Below are 23,449 nucleotides of genomic sequence, written 5' to 3' on the forward strand. Positions count from 1 at the left end.
ATATGTACAGAAAATAGCCAGGAGTACCCGGTTTGAGAGTTCCGGAGTCGGCAGTTCCTCTATTGCTGAGCGATCTTTACGAATGCACCACAGACCATCAGAAGTGGACGGTCTTTCTCAGCAAGCTCGCCAACGTGTTTCGCTCCGACACCGCATCCCTGCGGCTGACTGACCTGCGTGATCCGGTGGTCTATCACTCCTGCACCATCGGTTTCCAGCAACACTCCAACCAGCGCTACGAATCTGATGCCGTCGAGCTGGATCCCTTTCGCGAGGCGCTGGCATCCGGCCCTGTAGGCAAAGTGCATGAAAGCACAGCCATCATCAGTGACCGGGATTTTGGGCGATCCGAACACTATCAGGCAGTCTTCCGACCGAACGGCAACTTTTATGCAATTGGCACCCAGTTCGAACGTGAGGGCGGCCGAGGCATGCACATAGGAATTCACCGGCCTAAACGCGAAGGAGCCTTCACCAGCGAGGAGCGCCGCGCCCTGGAACTGTTCAGTCCCCACCTGCGTCGGGTAGTCCGGCTCTCACACCTGATGAACAAGCTGAATCAGGCATTGGCGCAGGCGAATCACGCCCTGGATCAACTACCGTTCGGTGTCTGGCATATGGATGGGAGGCTGTGTGTGGAGTGGATGAACACGGCAGCAGAAGAAGCTCTCTCTGCCAGCACTTATGGGCTCGGCCTACGGGGTGGTTGCCTGCGAGCAGCTTCCGGAAATGCCCCCGATGCTCTCAGGACCCTAGCCCGGAAGCTGATTGAAAACCAGACCCCAACCGAAACGCTGAAGCTGGGTCAGACTGGTGCCACTCTGGTGATGACACAATCGCGCCAGTCCGAGACCGGGTTCCACATTGGGCGGCAGATGAACCCCGGCATACTCTGCTTTCTTTTGGACTCCGGTCGCCCAGCTCAACTGAACCAGAACCAACTCAGTATTATGTACCAGCTCACGCATGCGGAATACCGCCTTGCCAGCTTTCTGGTCAGCGGGCTCGACGTCTCTGAAGCGAGCGCGCTGTTGCAGATTTCCCCCAACACCGGCCGAACGCAGCTGAAATCCATCATGCAAAAAACCGGCGTTAATCGACAGGCCGCCCTGCAACGGAAACTACTGCTCTGTGCGGATACGTTGAGAAATCTGGATGGCTGATTCAGACACTCGACACATCCGACTGGCCGACGGCCGTAATATGAGCTATTCGGACACTGGCTCTGGCGAGAATGGCATTTGGCTGCACTGCCATGGCATTCCCGGCTCACGCAACGAACTGGCCCACCTGACGGATCGCGTCTCGGGAAAGGGCTACCGTGTAATCATTCCGGACCGACCCGGATACGGAAGCTCCTCCCCCCACCCCGATTACCAGTTCACCGACCACTCGGACGATCTGAAACAACTGAGTGATCACCTTAACCTTCGACATTTCGCGCTGACCGGATTCTCAGGTGGTGGGGTGTTTGCATTAACGGCAGCACACGATCTTGCCACCCGAGTCAGCGAGCTGGCCATTGCCGCAACGCCTGCGGTACCGTTGATGCAAAACCCGTTTGCCCACGCTTCAGAAATGACCGCCAGCATCTGGCACGCCGCCCTCAAGAATCCGACTGAATTAGCACAGGAGATGGAAGTCCTGACTGGCGACCCCGGCTCCCTGGCCGAAGCCCTGATCAGCGCAGCGGGTGCCGTAGAAGGCAGGTTCTTGTTATCCAAGGGCATACGGGACTATTTTACCGCCAACCTGACAATGGCTGTGGCCCAAGGAACCAAAATAGCCGCCCAGGCCCTGGTAAGAGATACGTGTTTAATGGTTTCTGACTGGAAAATAAAACCTGGAGATCTCAACCTGTCGGTAATTATCATTCACGGTGAAGAAGACCGCCTGGTCTACCAGGAACACCAGTCTGTACTGCTTGCCTGGTTGCCCACCGCACGCGGGCTAGTCTTGGCAAAATGTGGGCATTTTGAAGTGCTATCCGGCCTGATAAGAGACTCCTGACACACCGAATGGATGCACGAGCCGAAGCTAGGTTTTTTGCGGAGATACGTGCTGTTAAAAGCCCGTCTCTTTGCAGTTACCCGCTCAGAGCCAACCCCCTTTTGAACTGCAATCAATGCATCAGCGTATACAACTTCCGCCGATAGGTCCGCACATCCGCATTGTTATTACCAAGCTTGTCAAACAGCTCGACGAGTGTGGTTTTGGCGATGCCATTTTTATATCCTGCGTCTGACTGAATCAGACGAATCAGTAGGTCCATGGCTTCAGCGTTATTGTCTTTCAGCACATGCTGCAAGGCCAGCTGATGCAGCGCGGCGGAATCTTTTGGGTTGGCCTCAAGGGTCTTTTCGAGCTCCTGCATCGGCGGCACCTCACCAGCTTGCTTCATGAATTTCAGGCGGGCGGCAAGTTGGCGGGCTTGCGGCTGCATTTTCTCTTCCGGGGGTAAGCTGTTCAGCACTTGCTCTGCCGTTTCCATGTCACCAAGTTCGGCTTTGATCTGAGCAAGATCAATAAGCACTTTAAGATCGCTCGAATCATTCTGGTTCAATTCCGTCAGAACGGTGAGCGCGCCATCAAGATCGCCCTCTTCCCAGAGTCGGTGGGCTTTGGTATGGGGGTTCTCAGCGGGTGCTTCCACATGTTTGTCCAGCACCTTGCGGACCTCCCCTTCCGGCAAGGCGCTACTGAAACCATCCACGGCCTGGCCATTCTTGACGAGTATAACGGTCGGCAGGCTACGCACACCCAGACTGCTGGTCAGTTCCTGTTGCTCGTCGGCGTTGACCTTGGCGAGGACGAAGCCGCCTTTGTAATCGTTTGCAAGTTTCTCCAGCACCGGAGTCAACTGTTTGCAGGGGCCGCACCAGTCAGCCCATACATCCACCAACACCGGTGTCTGCATGGAGGCCTGCATGACTTTTTCCTGGAAGTTTTCAGCGGTGGCATTAAAAATATACGGCGAACTGCTCATGATTGGATCCCGATCTGCAATAAACAAAAATGATACTTCACTAAGTAGGTGCGGGCTGGGCAAATTCAAGCCCTGAGACAGGCCAGCCTTGAAATTACCGCCAGCGCCGTCACATAACGGGGATACCCTTTAAACCTGTTGAACCATATAGGGACTCACACGCCTCATGAATGACGATAGCCAGCAGGACCCACTTGATGATATCACCGAGTACATCGGTAAAGATGAAAGCAAAAGCAGCCTGACACTTGCCCGCCAGTCCATGCCGCGCCGCATGTACGTGATCCCGGTGTCCAATCGGCCATTTTTCCCGGCCCAGGTTCAGCCCGTGGTGGTAAATCAGAAGCCCTGGCACGAGACCCTCAAGCGTGTCAGTGAAACTGATCACCACATGGTAGGGCTCTGTTTTGTGGACAATCCCGATCTGGAGGGTCCGGTACCGGAGAGCGATGAGCTTGAGGCCATGGGCTGCGCTGTACGCGTGCATCATGCCCAGCAGGAAGGCGGCAAGATCCAGTTCATCGCCCAGGGGGTCCAGCGGATCCGGATTGTGCAATGGTTGCGCCGCAAGCCGCCGTACCTGGTCGAAGTCGAATACCCGGAGGAGCCCGAGGAACAGAAGGAAGAGCTCAAAGCGTACACCTTGGCCATCATCAGTGCCATCAAGGATCTGCTTCGCACCAACCCGCTATACGGTGAGGAGGTTAAACAATACCTGTCCCGTTTCGGGCCTGATGACAGCTCCCCGCTCGCCGACTTCGGCGCCTCCATGACCAGCGCTCGCGGCACCGAGCTACAGGAGGTGCTTGATACTGTGCCCCTGTTACGGCGGATGGAAAAAGTGCTGCTTCTGATGCGCAAGGAGCAGGAAGTGGCGCGACTCCAGGCGGAGATCAACGAAGAGGTCAACGACAAGGTCCAGAAGCATCAGCGTGAGTTTTTTCTCCGGGAGCAGCTCAAAGTTATTCAGCGTGAACTCGGTATGGCGAAGGATGACAAAACCGCCGACGCCGAACGGTTTCAGGCCCGGATGGCAGAGCTTTCACCTCCGGACCATGTTGTGAATCGGTTTGAGGACGAACTGGAAAAGCTGCAGGTGCTGGAGCAGGGATCACCAGAATACGGCGTCACCCGAAATTATCTGGATTGGCTGACCCAGGTGCCTTGGGGCCAGACGTCGAAAGACCACTTTGACCTTGCTGAAGCCCGGCGCATTCTCGACCGGGATCATGACGGCCTGGGCGATGTTAAGGATCGCATCGTGGAGTTCCTCGCGGAGGGAACCTTCAAAGGCGAAGTTTCGGGGTCGATCCTGCTACTCGTTGGACCGCCGGGAGTGGGCAAAACCTCAATTGGGCGCTCAGTAGCTGATGCGCTCGGCCGGGAATTCTATCGCTTCAGTGTTGGCGGTATGCGGGATGAAGCCGAAATCAAGGGCCACCGCCGCACGTACATTGGTGCCATGCCCGGTAAGTTTGTCCAGGCATTGAAAGACGCCAAAGTGGCCAACCCGGTGATCATGCTGGACGAGATCGACAAAATCGGTGCGTCTTATCAGGGCGACCCGGCATCGGCTCTGCTGGAAACCCTCGACCCCGAGCAGAATCGAGAGTTTCTTGATCACTACCTCGACCTGCGAATGGACCTGTCCAAGGTGCTGTTTATCTGCACCGCCAACCAACTGGACACCATCTCTCGCCCCCTGCTGGACCGAATGGATACGATTCGCCTGTCGGGCTATATCACTGAAGAAAAGCTGGTGATCGCCAAACATCACCTGCTGCCACGCCTGCTGAAAAGAGCCGGGCTATTGAAGAAGCAGTTCAACGTAACGGATGCTGCTATTCGTCAGGTTATCGAGGGCTATGCCCGCGAGGCCGGTGTTCGGGGCCTGGAAAAGCTGCTTCACAAACTGGTTCGCAAAGGCATCGTGCAACTGCTGGAAAAGCCCGCCACTCCAGTAAAGATCAATATTTCCGACCTCGTGGGTTATCTGGGGCAGCCCAATTTCAAGCGCGAAAAAGCCATGAAGGGTACGGGGGTCGTGACAGGGCTGGCGTGGACGGCCATGGGCGGGGTGACGTTAAGCATCGAGGCATCGCGTATCCACAGCAACCAGCGTGGTTTTAAACTGACGGGGCAGCTCGGCGACGTGATGAAAGAGTCGGCAGAAATCGCATACAGCTATGTGTCGTCAAACCTGAGACGCTTCAAAGGTGACCCGACCTTCTTTGACAAATCTTTTGTGCACCTTCACGTGCCGGAAGGCGCCACCCCGAAGGATGGGCCCAGTGCCGGTATCACCATGGCTACCGCACTGCTGTCCATCGCCCGGGGGGAGGCGCCGCAGCAAAATATTGCCATGACCGGCGAGCTGACATTGACTGGGCAAGTGCTGCCCATTGGCGGGGTGAGAGAGAAGATCATCGCGGCCCGGCGACAGAAAATCGACACCCTGATATTGCCTGAAGCCAACCGGGGTGACTATGAAGAACTGCCGGACTACCTGAAGGAAGGATTAGAGGTTAACTTCGCCAGGCATTATTCCGATGTTTACGCGGTTTGCTTTGGCAACAAGCCCAAAAAGGGTGCCAGCGTCCATTAGCGCGGGCTTTGGCTTCGCCTGGTAGGAGCGGTTTTAACCGCGATGCTGTATGCCAGCCGCTGACTTTTCTCGACTGAAGTCGCTCCTACGGAAACACCTGCAGGCTTTGGCTTTGGCTTGGTCTGGTAGGAGCGTTTTCAACCGCGACTATTTCAGCTGTTATCTTTCCAGCCGTCTTCCCTTAGCATCGGCCCAACGTCCAATACCGGCGAAGCATCTATGCCGTCCGCATCCATCATATTGGCCACCCGCTGTAGCGATGCAATGATCATGGTTTGTTCCCATTCGTGCAGGCTCTGGAACTTTTTTACAAACTCTTCCTGAAGAGGCTCCGGAGCGCGAGCGAGAATGTCGACCCCGTCTTCCGTCAGGTGAGCATGAACCTTGCGTTTATCCTGCGTGCTGCGAACCCGGTACACCAGCTTGCGGAGCTCAAGGCGATCAAGGATGGTTGTGACCGTAGCCTGGCTCAAACTGACTTTGTCCGCGATGGTGCCGATGGTGACCTCGCCGAGATCGCGGATGGATCTCATGATCAGCAATTGCGGACCCGTCAGTCCAGCGTGTTTGCTCAGCCGTTTGGAGTGCAGATCTGTCGCACGAATAACACGCCGGAGCGCAACCAGTACCTGCTCAAAATTATTCACATCACTACCTCACAGCGGACACTAAGCGCACAGAAAGGCCCAAACAGCGACCCAAGTTATTTGTTTATACCACTAACTATTAGAGGTCTTTGCATCATAAATTGCAACATTGCCGGGATTCAGGTTCTGGTGTGCCGTGAGCAAGCATGCTTTTTGTAAATTGCGCTATTTTAAAGCCATTCATTTCTCGCTGAACCATCATGATATTTGCACCTATAATGCCATGGACTACGCTTAAGAACCCGAGGCGAAATAAAGAACTGATTTGGTCCGGCGTTTACTCTTTTTGACTCCAGCCCATTCCCGCGCTTGACAACAAGCAAGGCCTGGTGTTCTTTTAATCCCTTGAGAACATAAGAATAACCCTGACCCAAAGTAGGACAGACCCAATGAATACATCCGTAAAGAAACTCGTAACAGGTATTAGCGCTTCCATTGCACTGATGGGCGCTGGCAGCGCGTTCGCTGAAATAAAAATTGGTATCGCGGGGCCCATGACCGGTCCCGTTGCCCAGTACGGGGACATGCAATTCTCCGGAGCCCGGATGGCGATTGAGCGCATCAACGCTGAAGGCGGCGTGATGGGTGAAATGCTTGAGGCGGTTGAAGTCGATGATGTGTGCGACCCCAAGCAGGCCGTTACCGTAGCCAACAGGCTGGTTAATGAAGGCGTACGATTTGTCGTCGGTCACCTGTGCTCCAGCTCTACCCAACCGGCGTCTGATATTTATGAAGACGAAGGCATCCTGATGGTCACGCCCGCGTCTACCAGCCCGGATATTACCGAGCGTGGTTATGAACTGATTTTCCGTACCATCGGCCTCGACAGCATGCAGGGTCCGGTGGCCGCTGAGTATCTGGCAAGTCTGAATCCAGAGCGCGTCGCCGTCATTCACGACAAGCAGCAATACGGTGAAGGTATTGCCACGGCCGTCAGGGATACACTTCGGGAAGCGGGCGTTGAAGTGCCCATGTTCGAAGGTATTACCGCAGGCGACAAGGACTTCTCCTCCCTGGTCACCAAACTCCGCGATGCGGACATTGATTACGTTTATTACGGTGGTTACCACCCGGAACTGGGTTTGATCCTGCGCCAGGCGCGCCAGGCTGATCTGGATGCGGTCTTTATGGGCCCTGAAGGCGTGGGCAATAAAGACATCAATTCCATCGCCGGTGAAGCCGCAGAAGGCCTTCTGGTGACCCTGCCGCCTGCCTTTGATGAGAAAGAGGAGAACCAGGATCTTGTAAAGGCGTTCAAAGACAAGGACGAAGATCCTTCCGGCCCCTTCGTACTGACCTCTTACACTGCAGTTCAACTGATCGCTGAGGGCATTGAACAAGCAGAATCCACCGATCCGTTTGACGTCGCAGAAGCGCTTCGCAGCAACACATACTCCACCCCGATTGGTACTGTTGAGTATGACGACAAGGGCGATATGAAGTCCTTTGAGTTTGTTGTGTACGAATGGCATTCAGATGGCAGCAAAACTCCGGTAAACTAGGCCGTGACCGTTAATTTACGGTAATGGAACACCTTCTCACCGCGATCCGGGAGAAGGTGTTTTTTTAAGCCCCCGGAAGTTTTCACTTCACCCATGACGGCACACCGGCAAGGGTGAAGTGAAAACCGAAAGGTGCAGGTTTTCGGAGCCCCCAAATAATGCAAGACCTCCTGTACTTCATTCAGCAGCTCATTAATGGGCTGACGATCGGGAGCGCCTATGCCCTGATCGCCATCGGCTATACGATGGTTTACGGCATTATCGGCATGATCAACTTCGCCCATGGCGAGGTATACATGATTGGTGCCTACACCGCGCTCATTACCATAACCGGCATGGCCGCGCTGGGCGTCGCCTGGTTGCCTCTTATTCTGCTGGTCGCCCTTGTCTGTGCAGTCATTGTCTCCAGTTCAATGGGCTGGGCCGTGGAACGTATCGCGTACCGACCGGTGCGAGGACGACACAGACTGATTCCTCTAATATCCGCCATTGGCATGTCGATCTTTCTCCAGAACTACGTGCATCTCGCGCAAGGCTCAAGAAACCTGGGCTTTCCGTTGCTGATCGAGGGCGGCTTTCGGTTTGGTGCAGAAGATTCATTCCAGACTTCTATCTCCTACATGCAGATCACCATTTTCATCACCACTCTGATCTGCATGACGGCGCTGTCGTTGTTTATTTCCCGCTCCCGAACCGGTCGGGCCTGTCGCGCCGTCTCCCAGGACCTGGGCATGTCCAACCTGTTGGGTATCGATACCAACAAGATCATTGCGGCCACCTTTGTTATCGGCGCCGCCCTGGCTGCCGTTGCAGGCTTGCTGCTTGGCATGTACTACGGCTCCATTGACCCGCTATTCGGTTTCATCGCTGGCTTGAAGGCCTTTACGGCTGCGGTTCTCGGTGGCATCGGCAGTATTCCCGGTGCCATGTTGGGTGGACTTATTCTCGGCGTGTCAGAAAGCATGACGTCGGGATACCTGAGTGGTGAGTACAAAGATGTAGTGTCGTTCGGACTGCTCATTCTCATCCTGCTCTTCAAACCCACCGGGCTGCTCGGTAAACCGGAGGTGGAGAAGATCTAATGGCTACCCACAACGTTAAACACGCGCTTTTTTGCGCCTTCATCACTCTGATTGTTTCTTTTCCCATCATGGGCCTTAATCTGGAGGCTGAAGGCATCAGCATCAGACTGACGGGGGCGAGCCCATTCATACTGGCCGCCATCGTGATCGCGGCGATCGTCGTCTTCCTGTTCCAGACTTTTCGCGACAACATCATGGCCGCACTCGGACAGATGCACACCCTAAACCGGTTTGCAGACCGAAAACCGATGCCCCAGGAGAAACGCCTTAAGCTGGAAAACATTTTTCTGATCGTTTTGGTCGTCGGCGCTCTTTTATGGCCGTTCATCGCCTCCCGGGGCTCCGTCGACCTGGCCACGCTGGTACTGATTTATATCATGCTGGCGCTGGGACTGAACGTAGTCGTCGGCCTGGCTGGTCTGTTGGACCTGGGCTACGTTGCTTTTTACGCAGTCGGGGCTTATACATTCGCCTTGCTGTCCCAGTATTTTGGCGTCTCGTTCTGGGTGGCACTCCCGACTGGCGCCCTGTTCGCGGCGTTATTCGGCTTACTGTTGGGATTTCCCGTGCTACGTTTGCGAGGTGATTATCTTGCCATTGTGACGCTCGGGTTCGGTGAGATCATCCGCATCCTGCTGAATAACTGGACCTCGCTCACTGGCGGTCCTAACGGTATTGGTGGCATTCCCGACCCAACACTATTCGGGATGGAGTTCGGTCGCCGGGTCAAGGAAGAAGGCAACATTTCGTTCCATGATTATTTCGGTATTGCCTACGACAGTACCCACAAGATCATATTCCTGTACCTGATTGCCGTTGTGCTGGCGCTGGTCACCTTCCTGATTATTCGCCGCCTGATGAAAATGCCGGTGGGTCGTTCCTGGGAAGCTCTGCGGGAGGATGAAATCGCAGCCCGCTCCTTGGGCTTGAGCCGCACCGGCGTCAAACTCTCTGCCTTCACAATTGGCGCTTTCTTTGCTGGTTTCGCCGGCACTGTATTCGCTTCCAAGCAGGGGTTTATCAGCCCTGAATCCTTCGTTTTCCTGGAATCAGCCATTATTCTGGCCATTGTGGTACTCGGCGGTATGGGATCGCAGTTCGGCGTTATTCTTGCGGCCGTTGCCGTTACCATCCTGCCGGAGCTCGCCAGGGAATTCTCTGAGTACCGGATGCTGATATTCGGTGCTGCCATGGTACTGATGATGGTCTGGCGTCCCCAGGGGCTCATGCCGATGCGCCGAATCCATATACTACTTAAAAAGCAGGAGTGACGGATCATGCTTGAAGTACGCAATCTGTCTATGCGTTTTGGCGGCCTGCTCGCGGTGGACCAGGTATCCCTGGACGTTCAGGAACACGAAATAGTCTCGATTATTGGCCCCAACGGAGCCGGTAAAACGACGGTATTTAACTGCATGAGCGGGTTCTATCAACCCACCGGAGGGCAGATCCTGTATGAAGGCAAGGAGATCCAGGGTACCCCGGATTACAAAATTTCCCGCATGGGCATGGTCAGAACCTTCCAGCACGTCCGGTTGTTCGGGAAAATGTCGGTCGTTGAAAACCTGCTGGTTGCCCAGCATCGTCACCTCAACACTAATTTGTTGTCCGGCCTGATCAAGACGCCGAATTATCGGGAAAAAGAACGCAAATCTCTGGACCGGGCTGCTTACTGGTTAAGCAGGGTTGGCTTGCTTGATCATGCCAACCGGGACGCCGGTAACCTTGCTTATGGGCAGCAGCGCAGGCTGGAAATTGCCCGTTGCATGGTCACCGAGCCGAAGCTGCTGATGCTGGACGAACCGGCAGCGGGATTGAACCCGGCCGAAACCCGGGAACTCAATGAACTGATCATAAGCCTCAAAGAAGATTATCGCGTCTCCGTTGTGCTTATCGAACACGATATGAGCCTGGTAATGGAAATTTCAGACCGTATCAACGTCATCAACCAGGGCAGGCCACTTGCCAGCGGTACCCCGGAAGAAATTCGCCGGAATGATGACGTTATCAAAGCCTACCTGGGCGAGGCCTGAGGAACTCACATGCTTTTACTAGAAGACATCCATACCCATTACGGCAAGATCGAGGCCCTGCATGGGGTCTCCGTTGAGGTGAAGAAAGGTGAGATCGTTTCTCTCATCGGCGCCAACGGAGCAGGCAAGACCACGTTGCTGATGACAGTCTGCGGAAGCCCCCAAGCCACCTCTGGCCGGGTGATTCTGGAGGGCAAGGATATCACTCGTGACAGAACGTCGGACATCATGCGCTCGGGAATTGCCATCGTCCCGGAAGGACGCCGGGTCTTCCCCGGGCTCACGGTGGAAGAAAACCTGCACATGGGCGGTTTTTTTAACAGTAAAACCGAAATCCGCAAAAGCCAGCATTACGTGTACGAGCTTTTTCCCCGGCTCAAGGAGCGCGAGTACCAACGCGCCGGCACCATGTCTGGAGGGGAACAGCAAATGCTGGCCATTGGGCGCGCCCTTATGACCAAGCCCCGGATGATCATTCTGGATGAGCCATCACTTGGACTGGCGCCACTCATTATCAAACAAATTTTCGAAATTATCGGTCAACTCCGTGAGGAAGGCATAACGGTGTTTCTGGTCGAGCAGAATGCCCACAAGGCCTTGCACTTGGCGGACCGGGGCTATGTACTGGAAAATGGACGTATTCGTTTGCAGGATACTGGCGCCAACCTGTTGGCCAACCCCGATGTTCAGAACGCCTATCTCGGCGGCTAGGGGCCATCTTGGCGTTTCCAATTTCTGGTCTATACTGACAGCAACGGTTATCCCGCTGCATTATGGATTCAGGAGCGTTATGGAGTCAGGACCGTTAACGCACTGCCTTCCCTCTCAGTTTTTGACGCAGGGATAGCATGGCGTTTAAGTGCGACGACAGCTAAAAAATCAATCAAGGAGTGGACAATGAAGAAACTGATCGCAGGTGCATTGCTTATGGGTGCTTCAACTCTGGCGCTTGCCCAGCCAGGTTGCGGTGTCGGCGCTATGATCTGGAAAGGCCAGTCCGGTATTGCACCGCACGTCCTTGCCGCTACCACGAACGGTACATTCGGTAACCAGACATTCGGCATGACAACAGGCACTCTGGGCTGCCAAACCAACGAGTCTGTTCAGTCCATGGCGATGTACATGGACAGCAATATCGACAAGGTTGCCCGTGACATGTCGCGCGGCAGCGGTGAAAACCTTGATACGCTTGCCGTTCTGTTAGGTGTTGAGGAAGCAGACCGTGATGCCTTCCGAGGTATTTTGCAGGATAACTTTGCTACCATTTTCCCATCATCAGACACCACCTCTGATCAGGCAGTTAACGCCATTGTTGCTCTGCTTGAAAAGCACGAGTCTCTGAACAAGTACGTGACAGCATAGACAGGCCGGCTCTGAAGGACTGGAATGGCGCCAGGGACGGCGCACGCTTCCTACTTACACTCCGACATTCGACCATTCATGCGCTTACTGCTCCGACTCGGGCTGGCTGTTCTCAGCTTCGCCACTTGTACGTCTTCCCTGGCCGATCCGGTAGCAGTGCCTCCCGGTCTCTATCAGGACTCTACGTGGCTGATGCTCGGCCATTATCATACGGACCCATTCGGGAATGGCTACACGAGCCAGGCCGACGATGCGGCGTTCTTTATCAGCCCGAACGGGAAATATTCCCCGAAAGCCGAACTTGACGCTACGCTTGCCGCTATCCAGTTACCCGGCAACGGCGACAATCATGCCCGCTGTCGCTTCCCCGCCCGAGACAAATGGCTGAGAGCACAACTCGGTCTGCCCCAAGAGCCCGCAAAATGCACGGATTACCGTGAATGGCGAGAGAAACTCAATACCGCAACGGTCACCCTGGTCTTCGCCGCTTCTTACCTCAACAGCCCCTCCTCCATGTTCGGCCATACCTTTATTCGCCTGGACCCGCCGGAGGACGAGGAAGGCACCGATCTGCTACTGGCGAACACAATATCGTACGCCGCAGACGCGGAAGCTCACGACAGTGAACTGATGTTTGCCTACCGCGGTATCTTCGGCGGTTATCCGGGGATTACTACGATCCAACCCTATTACGAGAAAATTCGCCTCTACTCGGACATCGAGAATCGCGATCTGTGGGAGTATCAGCTCAATCTGGAACCCGACGAAATCGATACCATGCTGGCCCACGCATGGGAGATACGGGATCGGAATTTCGACTATTATTTCTTCGATGAGAACTGCGCCTACCGGCTACTCGCATTGATCGATGTGGCCCGGCCCGGCACGGATCTCCTCGACGAGGTCAGCACCCATGCCATTCCATCAGACACCGTGCGCTGGGTGGTCGATAAAGAGCTGGTAGCATCGGTGCACTACCGCCCCTCTGCCGCCACCAGCGTCAGTTATGCTCTTGACCAACTGAGCGACGACAACCAGACCCTGGCCGCGGCCATCGCCAATGGTTATGTTGCTGTCGATGCCAACGAAGTTACCCAGCTCGAACCCGAAATACGCGCGCAACTGATCGATGCTACCTACGATTACGTTCGCTACCAGACCGAAGCAGAGGGTTGGCCCAGGGATCATGCGGCGCCACTCTCCCACGACCTGCTTGGTGCCCGCAGCCAGATTCAGGGGGCGGAGCCGCTTAAGAAACCGCCAGTGCCGGAAGTTCGTGATGATCAGGGCCACGATACCTTTCGCGTTTCGCTCGGCGGTGGGCAACAGGGAGACCGACATTATGCCCAGCTCACCCTGCGCCCGGCCTACCACGACCTGCTGGACCCGCCAGAAGGCTATCGTCCCGGTGCTCAACTCCAATTCCTGAGACTGGACGCGAGATACTATACCGACAACGATGAATTACAGGTTGAACAGCTTACTGGTGTAGAAATCCGCTCGTTGTCGCCTCGCAATCAGTTCTTCTCTCCCCTCTCCTGGCAGGTGGGTTTTGGCGGGCGCAGAACCGAGCTCGATTCCGGCAAGCGCGCATTTACGCCCTATCTCGAAGGCGGAGCCGGTGGTAGCTGGCGACTGGGTCAACAGACACAGGCACTGGCAATGGCCACCGCCGATCTTGAGATCGACGATGATATCCGTCGTGGTTATGACTTTGCCCCCGGTGCTGACCTTGGTCTTCTGCACCAGAGCAATCGCGTCAGCTTGCTGACCGGTGCCCGCACCAAAGCCTGGCTAGTCAGCAGCCAACATCGTCAGGATGAGCTCTATATCGGCGCTAACTGGCACTTCGGGCGAAACCTCAGCCTTGGCGCTGAACTCACCCGGCAACATCACTACGACAGGTATCAGACCCAATGGCAGCTCGGCCTAAACGTCTACTTCTAGGACTGATCCTGGCAACCAGCCTGCTTCTTCAGGCTGGCTGCAGTGGGCTGTTCTTCTATCCGGATCGCAACGTCTACATAACCCCTGACCGGCTCAACCTGAGTTACGAGGATGTCTATCTCGAGACCGGCGACGGCGAAACCCTTCACGGTTGGTGGCTACCCTCTGAGGGTGCAGCAAAGGGCCATATCTACTTTCTCCATGGCAACGCACAGAACATCAGCAGCCATCTGATGAACGTCGCGTGGCTGCCCGAGAGAGGCTACAACGTCTTCCTCATTGATTATCGCGGCTACGGGAAATCTACCGGTGCTCCTGATATCGAGGGCACGCTGCACGATGCGGAAACTGGCCTGCGCTGGTTGATTAATAACCGGGATAGCAAACCCATCGCCCTGTTGGGTCAGAGTCTTGGTGGCGCACTGGGCATAGCGTTGGCGAGTGAGTGGAGTCAGCGCAACGAAGAGCCAGCGTTGGACGCCGTCATTCTCGATGGCACTTTCTCGGGATTTCGCACCATTGCCCGGGAGAAACTCTCAGCGTTCTGGCTTACCTGGCCGCTTCAGATTCCCTTGAGCTGGACCATACCGGACAATTACGAAGGATCCGACTACATTGAAGATATCAGCCCCACCCCGGTCATGATCATCCATAGTGTAAGAGACGGCATCATCCCTTTTCATCACGGTCAGGCTCTGTATGAGGCCGCCCGCGAACCCAAAGTCTTTCTGCAAACAGACACCCCTCACGCGGCTACGTTTGTAATACCGGCTTATCGGGACAAGGTTATTGAGTTTATAAGGCAATAAAAAACCCACCAACCGTTGCCGGGAGGTGGGTTTCTGGTCTCACTAGGCTAATCAGATAGCAGCAAGATCGGTTGGCTGCTCGCCTTCCTTGACTTCCTTCATGGACAATTTGACTCGTCCGCGAGCGTCAACGTCCAGCACCTTGACCAACACTTCCTGACCTTCGCTCAGCTCGTCAGTCACGTTCTCGATGCGACGATCAGAGATCTGGGAAATGTGTACCAGACCATCTTTACCCGGCAGGATGTTCACAAACGCGCCGAAATCGACGATGCGCTCAACCTTGCCCTTATAGATCGCACCTACTTCGATTTCCGCGGTGATTTCCATCACACGCTTCATCGCCGCCTGGGCCGCTACTTGAGTATCGGCGTAAATCTTCACGTAACCATCGTCGTCCAGATCAATCGATGCACCGGTCTCTTCGCAGATACCACGGATGGTAGCGCCACCCTTTCCGATCACGTCACGGATCTTCTCCGGATTGATCTTGATGGTGGTGATGCTGGGCGCACGATCCGACAACTCGGCACGGGGGGCTGAAATCACCTTGGCCATCTCGGCGAGGATATGCAAACGGGCACCGTGAGCCTGCTCAAGTGCCATTTCCATGATCTCATCGGTGATGCCGTTAATCTTGATATCCATCTGCAGAGCTGTGATGCCCTCAGCGGTACCGGCAACCTTGAAATCCATATCGCCGAGATGATCTTCATCACCCAGAATATCCGTCAGGATGGCGAATTTGTCGCCTTCCTTGACCAGACCCATGGCAATACCTGCGACCGGCGCCTTGATGGGTACGCCAGCGTCCATCAGCGCGAGGCTTGAACCACATACGGAAGCCATCGAGCTGGACCCGTTGGATTCAGTGATTTCCGATACCGCCCGAATGGTGTACGGGAACTCTTCGATCGTCGGCATAACTGCTGCGACACCACGCTTTGCGAGACGGCCATGGCCCACCTCACGCCGACCGGGTGTGCCCACACGGCCAGCTTCACCAACGGAGTACGGAGGGAAGTTGTAATGGAACAGGAACGGATCGCGACGCTCGCCTTCCAGTGCATCAATGATCTGCATGTCACGGGCGGTACCCAGCGTAGTGGTCACAATCGCCTGGGTTTCACCTCGAGTGAAGAGCGCCGAACCGTGAACGCTTGGCAATATGCCCACTTCAATCTCGATAGGACGGACAGTTTTGGTGTCACGACCATCAATACGGGGTTTGCCGTCGATCACGTGGTTACGAACCACGGACTTCTCGACTTTGCCAAAGTACTTTTTGACCTCATCCGCAGAAGGCTTGCCTTCTTCTTCGCTGGCCAGTTTCTCGACCACTTCCGCTTTCACAGTGCTAAGACGGGCATAGCGCTCCATCTTGTCACGGATAGCGTAAGCTTCTTCGATCGCACCCGCGAAGCCTGATTTAATTGCCGCCATCAGTTCGGTATTTTCAGTCGCTGGTTGCCAATCCCAACGGGGCTTGCCTGCTTCGTCTGCGAGCTCCTGAATCGCCTTGATAGCGGTCTGCATTTCCTGGTGAGCAAACAGCACACCACCCAGCATTTGATCTTCATTCAGGCCTTTGGCTTCTGACTCCACCATCAGAACCGCATCTTTCGTACCCGCAACCACCATGTCGAGCAATGACGAGTCGAGCTCTTCAAACGTCGGGTTCAGAAAATATCCGCGTTCGTTGGTATAAGCCACACGGGACGCACCCACCGGACCGTCAAACGGAATACCGGAGATGGACAAAGCTGCCGAGGCGGCCAGCATGCCCGCCATGTCCGGATCCTGGGTTTTATCAGAGGACATGACCGTCAGGATGACCTGGACTTCGTTCATGAACCCGTTAGGGAACAGCGGACGAATCGGACGGTCAATCAGGCGAGAGGTCAGTGTTTCTTTCTCGGACGGACGACCTTCCCGCTTGAAGAAGCCACCGGGGATTTTGCCAACAGCGTAGGTTTTTTCGAAGTAGTTGACGGTCAGTGGGAAAAAAGGTTGACCGGGCTTGGCTTCCTTGGCGCCAACCACGGTGCCGAGAACAGAAATATCGCCAATCGTGACCAGAACCGAGCCAGTCGCCTGGCGAGCGATACGGCCCGTTTCGAGAGTGACGGTCTTGCCGCCGAGTTCAAATGTCTTTTTTACCGGGTTCACGGTAACTCCTTATCTATCGTGTCAGTTCAGTCTGATAGCACACCCATGCGCGCTATCTCGGTCGCTGCAATACGTCCCTTCCGGATGAATGACGAAGGCATGCCGGCCTGAAAGCTAACAGGCTGTTGCAAAAACCCGGTATGCAACCGCCGGGCGTTTCAACAACCTGCTATTGTTTTGGCTTTCGGTTACGACAGACATCCTGCGGATATCACCGGACAAATCCGGAAAACAGCGTTGCTGGAGGCGTGGCTACTGCACCGGAGCACAGACTACACAATCAGCACGTTAAGCGGCCCTCCTGATCAAGCGGGAGAACCGAATGGCGAGAAGCACAAACAGCGGGGGCAAGCCCCGCGGTTTGTTGAATGGCGCAGCATGCGCTGCACCACCCTGACAGATCACTGGACCCAAACGGATCAGCGACGCAGACCCAAGCGCTTGATCAGCTCAAGATAGCGATCAGCGTTTTTCTTCTTCAGGTAGTCAAGCAGCTTACGACGCTGGTTAACCATTCTGATCAGGCCACGGCGGGAATGGTGATCCTGCTTGTTGACCTTGAAGTGACCCTGCAGCTTGTCGATGTTGGCGCTAAGAAGGGCCACCTGAACTTCAGGGGAACCGGTATCGCTTCCATCTTGCTGGTAGTCTTTTACAATCTGTGACTTCTCTGCGGCAGAAAGTGCCATTACTCACCTCATAGTTTGCGATGCGAATATAACATCCGGCCGAACCGCGCATCTCTGCAGCCCGGCTAGACAGTGACGTAATCCCAAAAGGAAAACCTCAGCTGTTTTTTACCAGACGACGGGGGACAATTTTCATGTCGCCGTCATCGGGAATTCCTTCACCCAAACCCACGAACCGGTCATCACCATAAAGGCGAACCAACCCGGAAACAGTCTGGTCCGACATTCTAACGGGTTGTCCGTTTAATATCGACCGCAACCTGTCCGACTCCAGCTCAAGGCTGGGAAACATCGACAGGGCAGCGTCCGGCTCCACTAAAAGGGCATCCAGTGATTCGTCACGTGCGCGAATGGCTTCCAGAGCGCCAATGGTGTGAGCCTGCTCCAGGGTGAAGCCGGAGGCCATAGTGCGGCGTAATGCCGTGACATGCGCCCCACAGCCAAGTGCCTGACCAATATCTTCCACCAGTGAGCGAATATATGTGCCCTTGGTGCAGCTCACCGCGATGTCGAATTCGTTGTCACGCAATGCCAGCAAGCTAAGTTCGTAGATCGTCACCGGTCGGGCCGGTCGTTCAATTTCAATCCCCTCTCGAGCGTATTCGTACAAAGGTCTGCCTTTGTGCTTGAGCGCCGAATACATGGAAGGCACCTGCTGGATATCGCCACGGAATGCCTCCAGCACGTCTTCCAGACGGGCTTCGGTGAGATCAGTCGGCACTGTTTTTTCCAGCACAACCTTGCCTTCGCTGTCCCCGGTCTCTGTGGTAATTCCCATCCGGGCCGTGGCCACGTAGGCCTTGTCGCTGTCGAGCATCATTTGGGAAAATTTGGTAGCTTCGCCGAAACAAAGCGGCAGGACACCCGTCGCCAGCGGGTCCAGTGCCCCCGTATGTCCGGCTTTGGCGGCACCAAACAAGTGCTTTACCTGTTGCAAAATCCCGTTAGACGTCAAGCCGATGGGCTTATCGATCACCAGTATGCCGTTGACATCGCGGCCTTTGCGACGACGACTCAACCCCTTGACTCTTTGGCATCATCAGCCTCATCACCAGGGCTCGTTTCCTGATTAACCACGACCGCTGATTTCTTACCCACCGCCTCATTGATCAAAGCGTCCATATGACGACTCTTGCCAAGCAAAGCATCAAAGTGAAAGCGCAGGTTAGGTACCATGCGAAGCTTCATCGCGCGGCCCAATTGACCCCGGAGGAAGCCTGCGGCCTTGTTGAGGACCGCTAGCGATTCTTTTACCGACTCCGATTCCGCCGTCAACTCTTCGGTGGTCAGCAGCGACACATAGATATCCGCGTATCCCATGTCACGACTTACTTTGACCGCGTTGACTGTCACCATTCCTACTCGCGGGTCTTTGATATCCCGCTGAATCATCTGGGCCAGTTCGCGCTGTATCTGATCGCCAATCCGATCAATACGGCTAAATTCCTTGGGCATAATAAGGCCTGTAATAGTCAGGGCGCCCTGTTCCCAGCGCGCCCTGTGTCAATCAATGATCACCTGGCTTCGTTCAGCCTGCGGATTCCAGCTTACGCTCAACCCGGACACGGTCGAACACTTCAATCTGGTCGCCCACTTTGACGTCGTAGCCTTTCACACCGATACCACATTCCATGCCGTTACGGACTTCAGCGGCATCATCTTTATAACGGCGGAGCGATTCCAGCTCACCTTCAAAGATCACCACATTGTCCCGCAGCACACGGATCGGCTTGTTACGATATACCGTACCTTCCGTCACCATGCAGCCAGCAACCTGGCCAAATTTCGGTGAACGGAAAGTCTCACGCACGTCCGCGATACCAATGATATCCTCACGGAACTCCGGCGCCAGCATGCCGGTCAGTGCAGCCCGCACATCATCAATCATGTTGTAGATGATGCTGTAGTAGCGAATATCCAGGCCTTCCTGCTCAACAAGACGCTTGGACGCCACATCCGCGCGTACATTGAAGCCGAAGATAACGGAGTTAGTGGCCATCGCCAGACTGACGTCGGTTTCCGCAATTCCACCAACACCAGAGGTAACGATTTTAACCTGTACTTCGTCATTGCCCAAGTCCTGAAGCGCCTTGGTAATGGCTTCCAGGGAGCCGCGCACGTCGGTTTTGAGCACAACGTTGAGGGTTTTGACCTCGTCCTTACCCATATTCTCGAACAGATTTTCGAGCTTGGCTGCCTGCTGTCGCTGAAGACGGTGTTCACGTTCCCGGCCCTGGCGGAATTCCGCCAGTTCTTTCGCCTTGCGCTCATCAGCAACAGCGAAGAATTCATCGCCTGCATCCGGCGTGCCATTCAGACCCAGAATCTCAACAGGGATTGACGGGCCAGCTTCCTTGGATGGCTTGCCTGCTTCGTCGGTCATGGCTCGCACTTTACCAAAGTAGGCGCCTGCGACGACCATATCTCCCTGCCTCAAGGTACCATTCTGAATCAGCACCGTTGCCACAGAACCGCGACCACGCTCAAGGCTGGATTCGATAACCACACCCTTGGCCGGGGCATCGGGTACGGCAGCCAGTTCAAGTACTTCAGCCTGCAGAAGAATAGCTTCGAGAAGATCATCAATACCGTCACCACTGTGGGCTGAGACGGGTACAAACTGGACATCACCACCCCAGTCTTCCGGTATGACTTCCATACCTGCCAGTTCGGTTTTGATCCGGTCCGGGTCGGCGTCTTCCTTATCCATCTTGTTAATCGCGACAACAACTGGCACCCCGGCTGACTTCGCATGCTGGACCGCTTCCTTGGTCTGCGGCATAACGCCGTCATCTGCGGCTACCACTAGGATCACGATATCTGTGCACTGAGCGCCCCGGGCACGCATGGCAGTGAATGCCGCGTGGCCTGGGGTATCCAGGAAGGAGATCATGCCGTGATCAGTCTGCACATGGTACGCACCGATATGCTGGGTAATGCCACCGGACTCACCGCTGGCAACCTTGGTACGCCGGATGTAGTCAAGCAGCGAGGTCTTACCATGGTCAACGTGACCCATAACACTGACGACGGGTGCACGCTTGACCTTTTCGCCTTCAAACGAAATCTCCCTCAACACGGACTCTTCAAATGCGTCATCACTAACCGCTTTGGCTTTGTGGCCAAGCTCTTCAGTCACCAGAATCGCACTTTCCTGATCCAGCGGCTGGTTAATGGTTGCCATGACACCCATGCCCATCAAGGTTTTAATCACATCGGCAGATTTAACAGCCATGCGCTGCGCAAGATCACCCACGGTGATGGTCTCAGGAATTTCAACTTCTCTAACCATCGGTTTGGTTGGCCTCTCGAAAGCGTGTTGCTTTTCTTTCGGTTTCTTTTTCGCCCGCAATGGCTTGCGAAGCGTTGTATCTTCTTCGTCATCAGAAAGAACCACCTTGGGCTCTTCAACCGGACGATTTCTCGGTCCACGATGACCCGCTGATTTCTTCTTCGGCTTGCCGTCATCGGGCTCATCCACAACGCGCTCGCGAGCCTTTTCCTTCTTTTTCTTCGGCTTACGATCTTTGTCTTTCGCGTTTTCCGGGTCCGCAGGCGGTATAGGCATATCCGGATCAATCAGGTCCTGCGGCTTGTCAGCTGCCGGTGTCTCTTTCGCCGACTTTGCAGACTCTTCGGTAGCAGGGGCTGCCTCTGGCGCTGCGGGCGATGTTTCTTCCGTTACAGCGGGTTGCTCCGGCGCTTCCGTCTGGGCCACCTCAGCAACTTCCTGAACTACCGGTTCGACTTCCGCCTCCGGCTGATTCTCTTCGCGCTTTATGTATGTTCGCTTTTTCCGAACTTCGACGTTAACTGTTTTGGCGCGACCTGCCCCACTGCCAGCTTTCAGCGTGGTTGTGGTTTTGCGTTTGAGCGTAATCTTCTGCGGTCCTGAATCTGACTCGCCGTGGTTCTTTCTCAAAAACGCAAGCAGCTGCTGCTTCTCATCACTGGATACAGAGTCATTTTCAGAGCGGGCTTTCAGGCCTGCCTCTACAATCTGACGCAGCAAACGATCCACGGGAGCGCCTACATCTGCGGCCAGTTGTTTTACCGTTACTTCAGCCATACTGGTCCTCCTCCCGATTAAGCCTGGTCCTGAAACCAGGGGGCACGTGCTGTCATGATAAGCTGACCGGCACGCTCTTGTTCCATTCCGTCAATTTCAAGCAAGTCATCTACAGACTGCTCAGCAAGATCTTCCATGGTCCGGATGCCCATGCCCGCCAGCTTGAACGCCAGCGAACGGTCCATCCCCTCCATGGTCAACAAATCTTCTGCGGGCTCACTGCCCTCAAGCGCTTCTTCACTGGCCAGGGCCTGGTTCAACAAGGCATCCTTGGCGCGACGACGAAGCTCAGTCACCGTATCTTCATCAAATCCGTCGATTGCCAGCATTTCCTCCATCGGTATATAGGCCACTTCCTCAATGGAGGTAAATCCTTCATCGATCAATACACCGGCAAATTCTTCATCGACATCAAGGTGACTGGTAAAATGCTCAAGCAACCGAGTCTGCTCCTGCTCCTGCTTCTCACCCGCTTCTTCTTCCGTCATTACGTTCAGCGTCCAACCGGTCAGCTCACTGGCCAAACGAACGTTCTGTCCATTGCGACCAATCGCTTGCGCCAGATTGTCTTCGGCGACCGCAACTTCCATCGTGTGGCCATCCTCGTCCATGACAATAGAAGCAACTTCTGCTGGCGCCATTGCATTGATAACCAGTTGTGCCGGATTGTCGTCCCAGAGCACAATATCCACTCGCTCACCGCCGAGCTCATTAGATACGGCCTGCACACGCGAACCGCGCATGCCGACACAAGCGCCTACCGGATCAATACGGCGGTCGTTGGTCTTGACGGCGATTTTTGCCCTTGAGCCGGGATCACGGGCGGCGCCGCGAATTTCAATCAGCTCTTCAGCAATTTCCGGCACTTCAATGCGGAATAGCTCTATCAGCATTTCCGGACTGGTGCGACTGAGGATCAACTGGGGGCCCCGGTGATCCGTGCGGATTTCCAGCAGCAAAGACCTTACCCGGTCGCCCATACGGAAGGTCTCACGAGGAATTAACTGATCCCTCGGCAACAGCGCTTCCGCGTTAGACCCTAAATCGACAATCACATTATCGCGGGTGACCTTCTTGACGGTACCGGATACCAATTCACGAACCCGATCACGATAGCTGTCTACGATCTTTGCCCGTTCGGCTTCACGAACTTTCTGGAAAATGATCTGTTTGGCTGCTTGGGCCCCAATCCGCCCAAAGGCGACAGACTCGACCTTTTCTTCGTGGGTATCACCTGGCTGAAGCGCTTTATCGATTTCTTCGGCTTCCTGCATGGTGAGTTCGCTACCCAACGCTGGCACCGCATCGTTATCTACAATCAACCAGCGACGGAAGGTTTCGTATTCACCGGTGCGTCGATCAATCGAAACACGGATATCAGCCTCTTCATCGTCGTAACGTTTTTTGGCGGCAGTGGCGAGCGCCAATTCAATGGCCTCAAAAATAACATCTTTATCGACACCCTTCTCGTTCGAGACGGCCTCAACCACCAGCAAAATCTCTTTACTCATTAGATTGCCCTGCCCTTTAATTTAGACTCGCAGTCAAC

The 23,449-nt window shown here is 54.9% G+C and carries 19 protein-coding genes; 11 read left to right on the plus strand and 8 right to left on the minus strand.

The window, feature by feature from the left end; genetic code table 11:
• The first annotated feature begins 32 nt into the window (after window positions 1-32).
• Both WEB64_RS15685 and WEB64_RS15690 read left to right on the plus strand, forming a co-directional pair.
• Complete coding sequence (locus tag WEB64_RS15685; protein WP_368060572.1) at window positions 33-1,163, plus strand: helix-turn-helix transcriptional regulator; 1,131 nt, start codon at window positions 33-35, stop codon at window positions 1,161-1,163.
• Window positions 1,156-2,010 carry an alpha/beta hydrolase gene (locus WEB64_RS15690; RefSeq protein WP_368060570.1) on the plus strand — a complete coding sequence of 285 codons (855 nt, stop codon included), beginning with the start codon at window positions 1,156-1,158 and terminating at the stop codon, window positions 2,008-2,010. The genes WEB64_RS15685 and WEB64_RS15690 overlap by 8 nt, the downstream gene beginning before the upstream one ends.
• A 112-nt stretch (window positions 2,011-2,122) precedes the next feature.
• Here the strand turns inward: WEB64_RS15690 and trxA are convergent, their stop codons facing one another.
• Window positions 2,123-2,986 carry a thioredoxin gene (trxA, locus tag WEB64_RS15695; protein WP_368060568.1) on the minus strand — a complete coding sequence of 288 codons (864 nt, stop codon included), beginning with the start codon at window positions 2,984-2,986 and terminating at the stop codon, window positions 2,123-2,125.
• A 166-nt stretch (window positions 2,987-3,152) separates the two neighbouring features.
• On the opposite strand from trxA, the gene lon reads away from it, so the two are divergent.
• Window positions 3,153-5,591: an endopeptidase La gene (gene lon / locus WEB64_RS15700; protein ID WP_368060566.1), complete on the plus strand. Its 2,439-nt coding sequence runs from the start codon at window positions 3,153-3,155 to the stop codon at window positions 5,589-5,591.
• A 152-nt stretch (window positions 5,592-5,743) separates the two neighbouring features.
• On the opposite strand, the gene WEB64_RS15705 is transcribed toward lon, so the two are convergent.
• Window positions 5,744-6,238, minus strand: a complete 495-nt coding sequence (locus WEB64_RS15705; protein ID WP_368060564.1) for a MarR family winged helix-turn-helix transcriptional regulator — start codon at window positions 6,236-6,238, stop codon at window positions 5,744-5,746.
• Window positions 6,239-6,627: 389 nt separating this feature from the next.
• Here WEB64_RS15705 and WEB64_RS15710 point away from each other — a divergent pair, with 389 nt between their 5' ends.
• The 8 genes from WEB64_RS15710 (at window position 6,628) to WEB64_RS15745 (ending at window position 14,973) form a co-directional block, all read left to right on the plus strand.
• A complete protein-coding gene (locus WEB64_RS15710; RefSeq protein WP_368060562.1) occupies window positions 6,628-7,740 on the plus strand; it encodes a branched-chain amino acid ABC transporter substrate-binding protein in 1,113 nt (370 codons plus the stop codon).
• A gap of 158 nt (window positions 7,741-7,898) precedes the next feature.
• Window positions 7,899-8,822 (plus strand): high-affinity branched-chain amino acid ABC transporter permease LivH, encoded by a 924-nt coding sequence (gene livH, locus WEB64_RS15715; protein WP_368060560.1) that lies wholly within the window; start codon window positions 7,899-7,901, stop codon window positions 8,820-8,822.
• Window positions 8,822-10,093: a high-affinity branched-chain amino acid ABC transporter permease LivM gene (livM, locus tag WEB64_RS15720; protein ID WP_368060558.1), complete on the plus strand. Its 1,272-nt coding sequence runs from the start codon at window positions 8,822-8,824 to the stop codon at window positions 10,091-10,093. The genes livH and livM overlap by 1 nt, the downstream gene beginning before the upstream one ends.
• 6 nt (window positions 10,094-10,099) lie before the next feature.
• A complete protein-coding gene (gene livG, locus WEB64_RS15725) occupies window positions 10,100-10,855 on the plus strand; it encodes a high-affinity branched-chain amino acid ABC transporter ATP-binding protein LivG (protein WP_368060556.1) in 756 nt (251 codons plus the stop codon).
• Between the two features lie 9 nt (window positions 10,856-10,864).
• Window positions 10,865-11,566: an ABC transporter ATP-binding protein gene (locus WEB64_RS15730; protein WP_368060554.1), complete on the plus strand. Its 702-nt coding sequence runs from the start codon at window positions 10,865-10,867 to the stop codon at window positions 11,564-11,566.
• A gap of 186 nt (window positions 11,567-11,752) precedes the next feature.
• A complete protein-coding gene (locus tag WEB64_RS15735; protein WP_368060552.1) occupies window positions 11,753-12,217 on the plus strand; it encodes a DUF3015 domain-containing protein in 465 nt (154 codons plus the stop codon).
• A gap of 78 nt (window positions 12,218-12,295) precedes the next feature.
• Window positions 12,296-14,164 carry a DUF4105 domain-containing protein gene (locus tag WEB64_RS15740; protein ID WP_368060550.1) on the plus strand — a complete coding sequence of 623 codons (1,869 nt, stop codon included), beginning with the start codon at window positions 12,296-12,298 and terminating at the stop codon, window positions 14,162-14,164.
• The gene (locus WEB64_RS15745) at window positions 14,134-14,973 is read left to right on the plus strand and encodes an alpha/beta hydrolase (RefSeq protein ID WP_368060548.1); all 840 of its coding nucleotides are present in this window, start codon (window positions 14,134-14,136) and stop codon (window positions 14,971-14,973) included. The genes WEB64_RS15740 and WEB64_RS15745 overlap by 31 nt, the downstream gene beginning before the upstream one ends.
• A 51-nt stretch (window positions 14,974-15,024) precedes the next feature.
• Here the strand turns inward: WEB64_RS15745 and pnp are convergent, their stop codons facing one another.
• The 6 genes from pnp to nusA all read right to left on the minus strand — a co-directional run bounded on the left by pnp (window position 15,025) and on the right by nusA (window position 23,411).
• Window positions 15,025-17,142, minus strand: coding sequence for a polyribonucleotide nucleotidyltransferase (gene pnp, locus WEB64_RS15750; RefSeq protein ID WP_368060546.1), 2,118 nt, complete (start codon window positions 17,140-17,142; stop codon window positions 15,025-15,027).
• 419 nt (window positions 17,143-17,561) lie between these two features.
• Window positions 17,562-17,831, minus strand: a complete 270-nt coding sequence (gene rpsO / locus WEB64_RS15755) for a 30S ribosomal protein S15 (RefSeq protein ID WP_152205268.1) — start codon at window positions 17,829-17,831, stop codon at window positions 17,562-17,564.
• A gap of 97 nt (window positions 17,832-17,928) precedes the next feature.
• Entirely contained in the window at window positions 17,929-18,849 is a 921-nt protein-coding gene (gene truB / locus WEB64_RS15760; protein WP_368060544.1) for a tRNA pseudouridine(55) synthase TruB, read from the minus strand.
• Complete coding sequence (gene rbfA, locus WEB64_RS15765; protein ID WP_368060542.1) at window positions 18,846-19,286, minus strand: 30S ribosome-binding factor RbfA; 441 nt, start codon at window positions 19,284-19,286, stop codon at window positions 18,846-18,848. Before rbfA ends, truB begins: the two co-directional genes overlap by 4 nt.
• Before the next feature lie 73 nt (window positions 19,287-19,359).
• The gene (infB, locus tag WEB64_RS15770; RefSeq protein ID WP_368060540.1) at window positions 19,360-21,900 is read right to left on the minus strand and encodes a translation initiation factor IF-2; all 2,541 of its coding nucleotides are present in this window, start codon (window positions 21,898-21,900) and stop codon (window positions 19,360-19,362) included.
• A 17-nt stretch (window positions 21,901-21,917) separates the two neighbouring features.
• Complete coding sequence (gene nusA, locus WEB64_RS15775; protein ID WP_368060538.1) at window positions 21,918-23,411, minus strand: transcription termination factor NusA; 1,494 nt, start codon at window positions 23,409-23,411, stop codon at window positions 21,918-21,920.
• Window positions 23,412-23,449: the final 38 nt, after the last annotated feature.

The organism is Marinobacter sp. (assembly GCF_040882185.1).
GTDB lineage: Bacteria > Pseudomonadota > Gammaproteobacteria > Pseudomonadales > Oleiphilaceae > Marinobacter.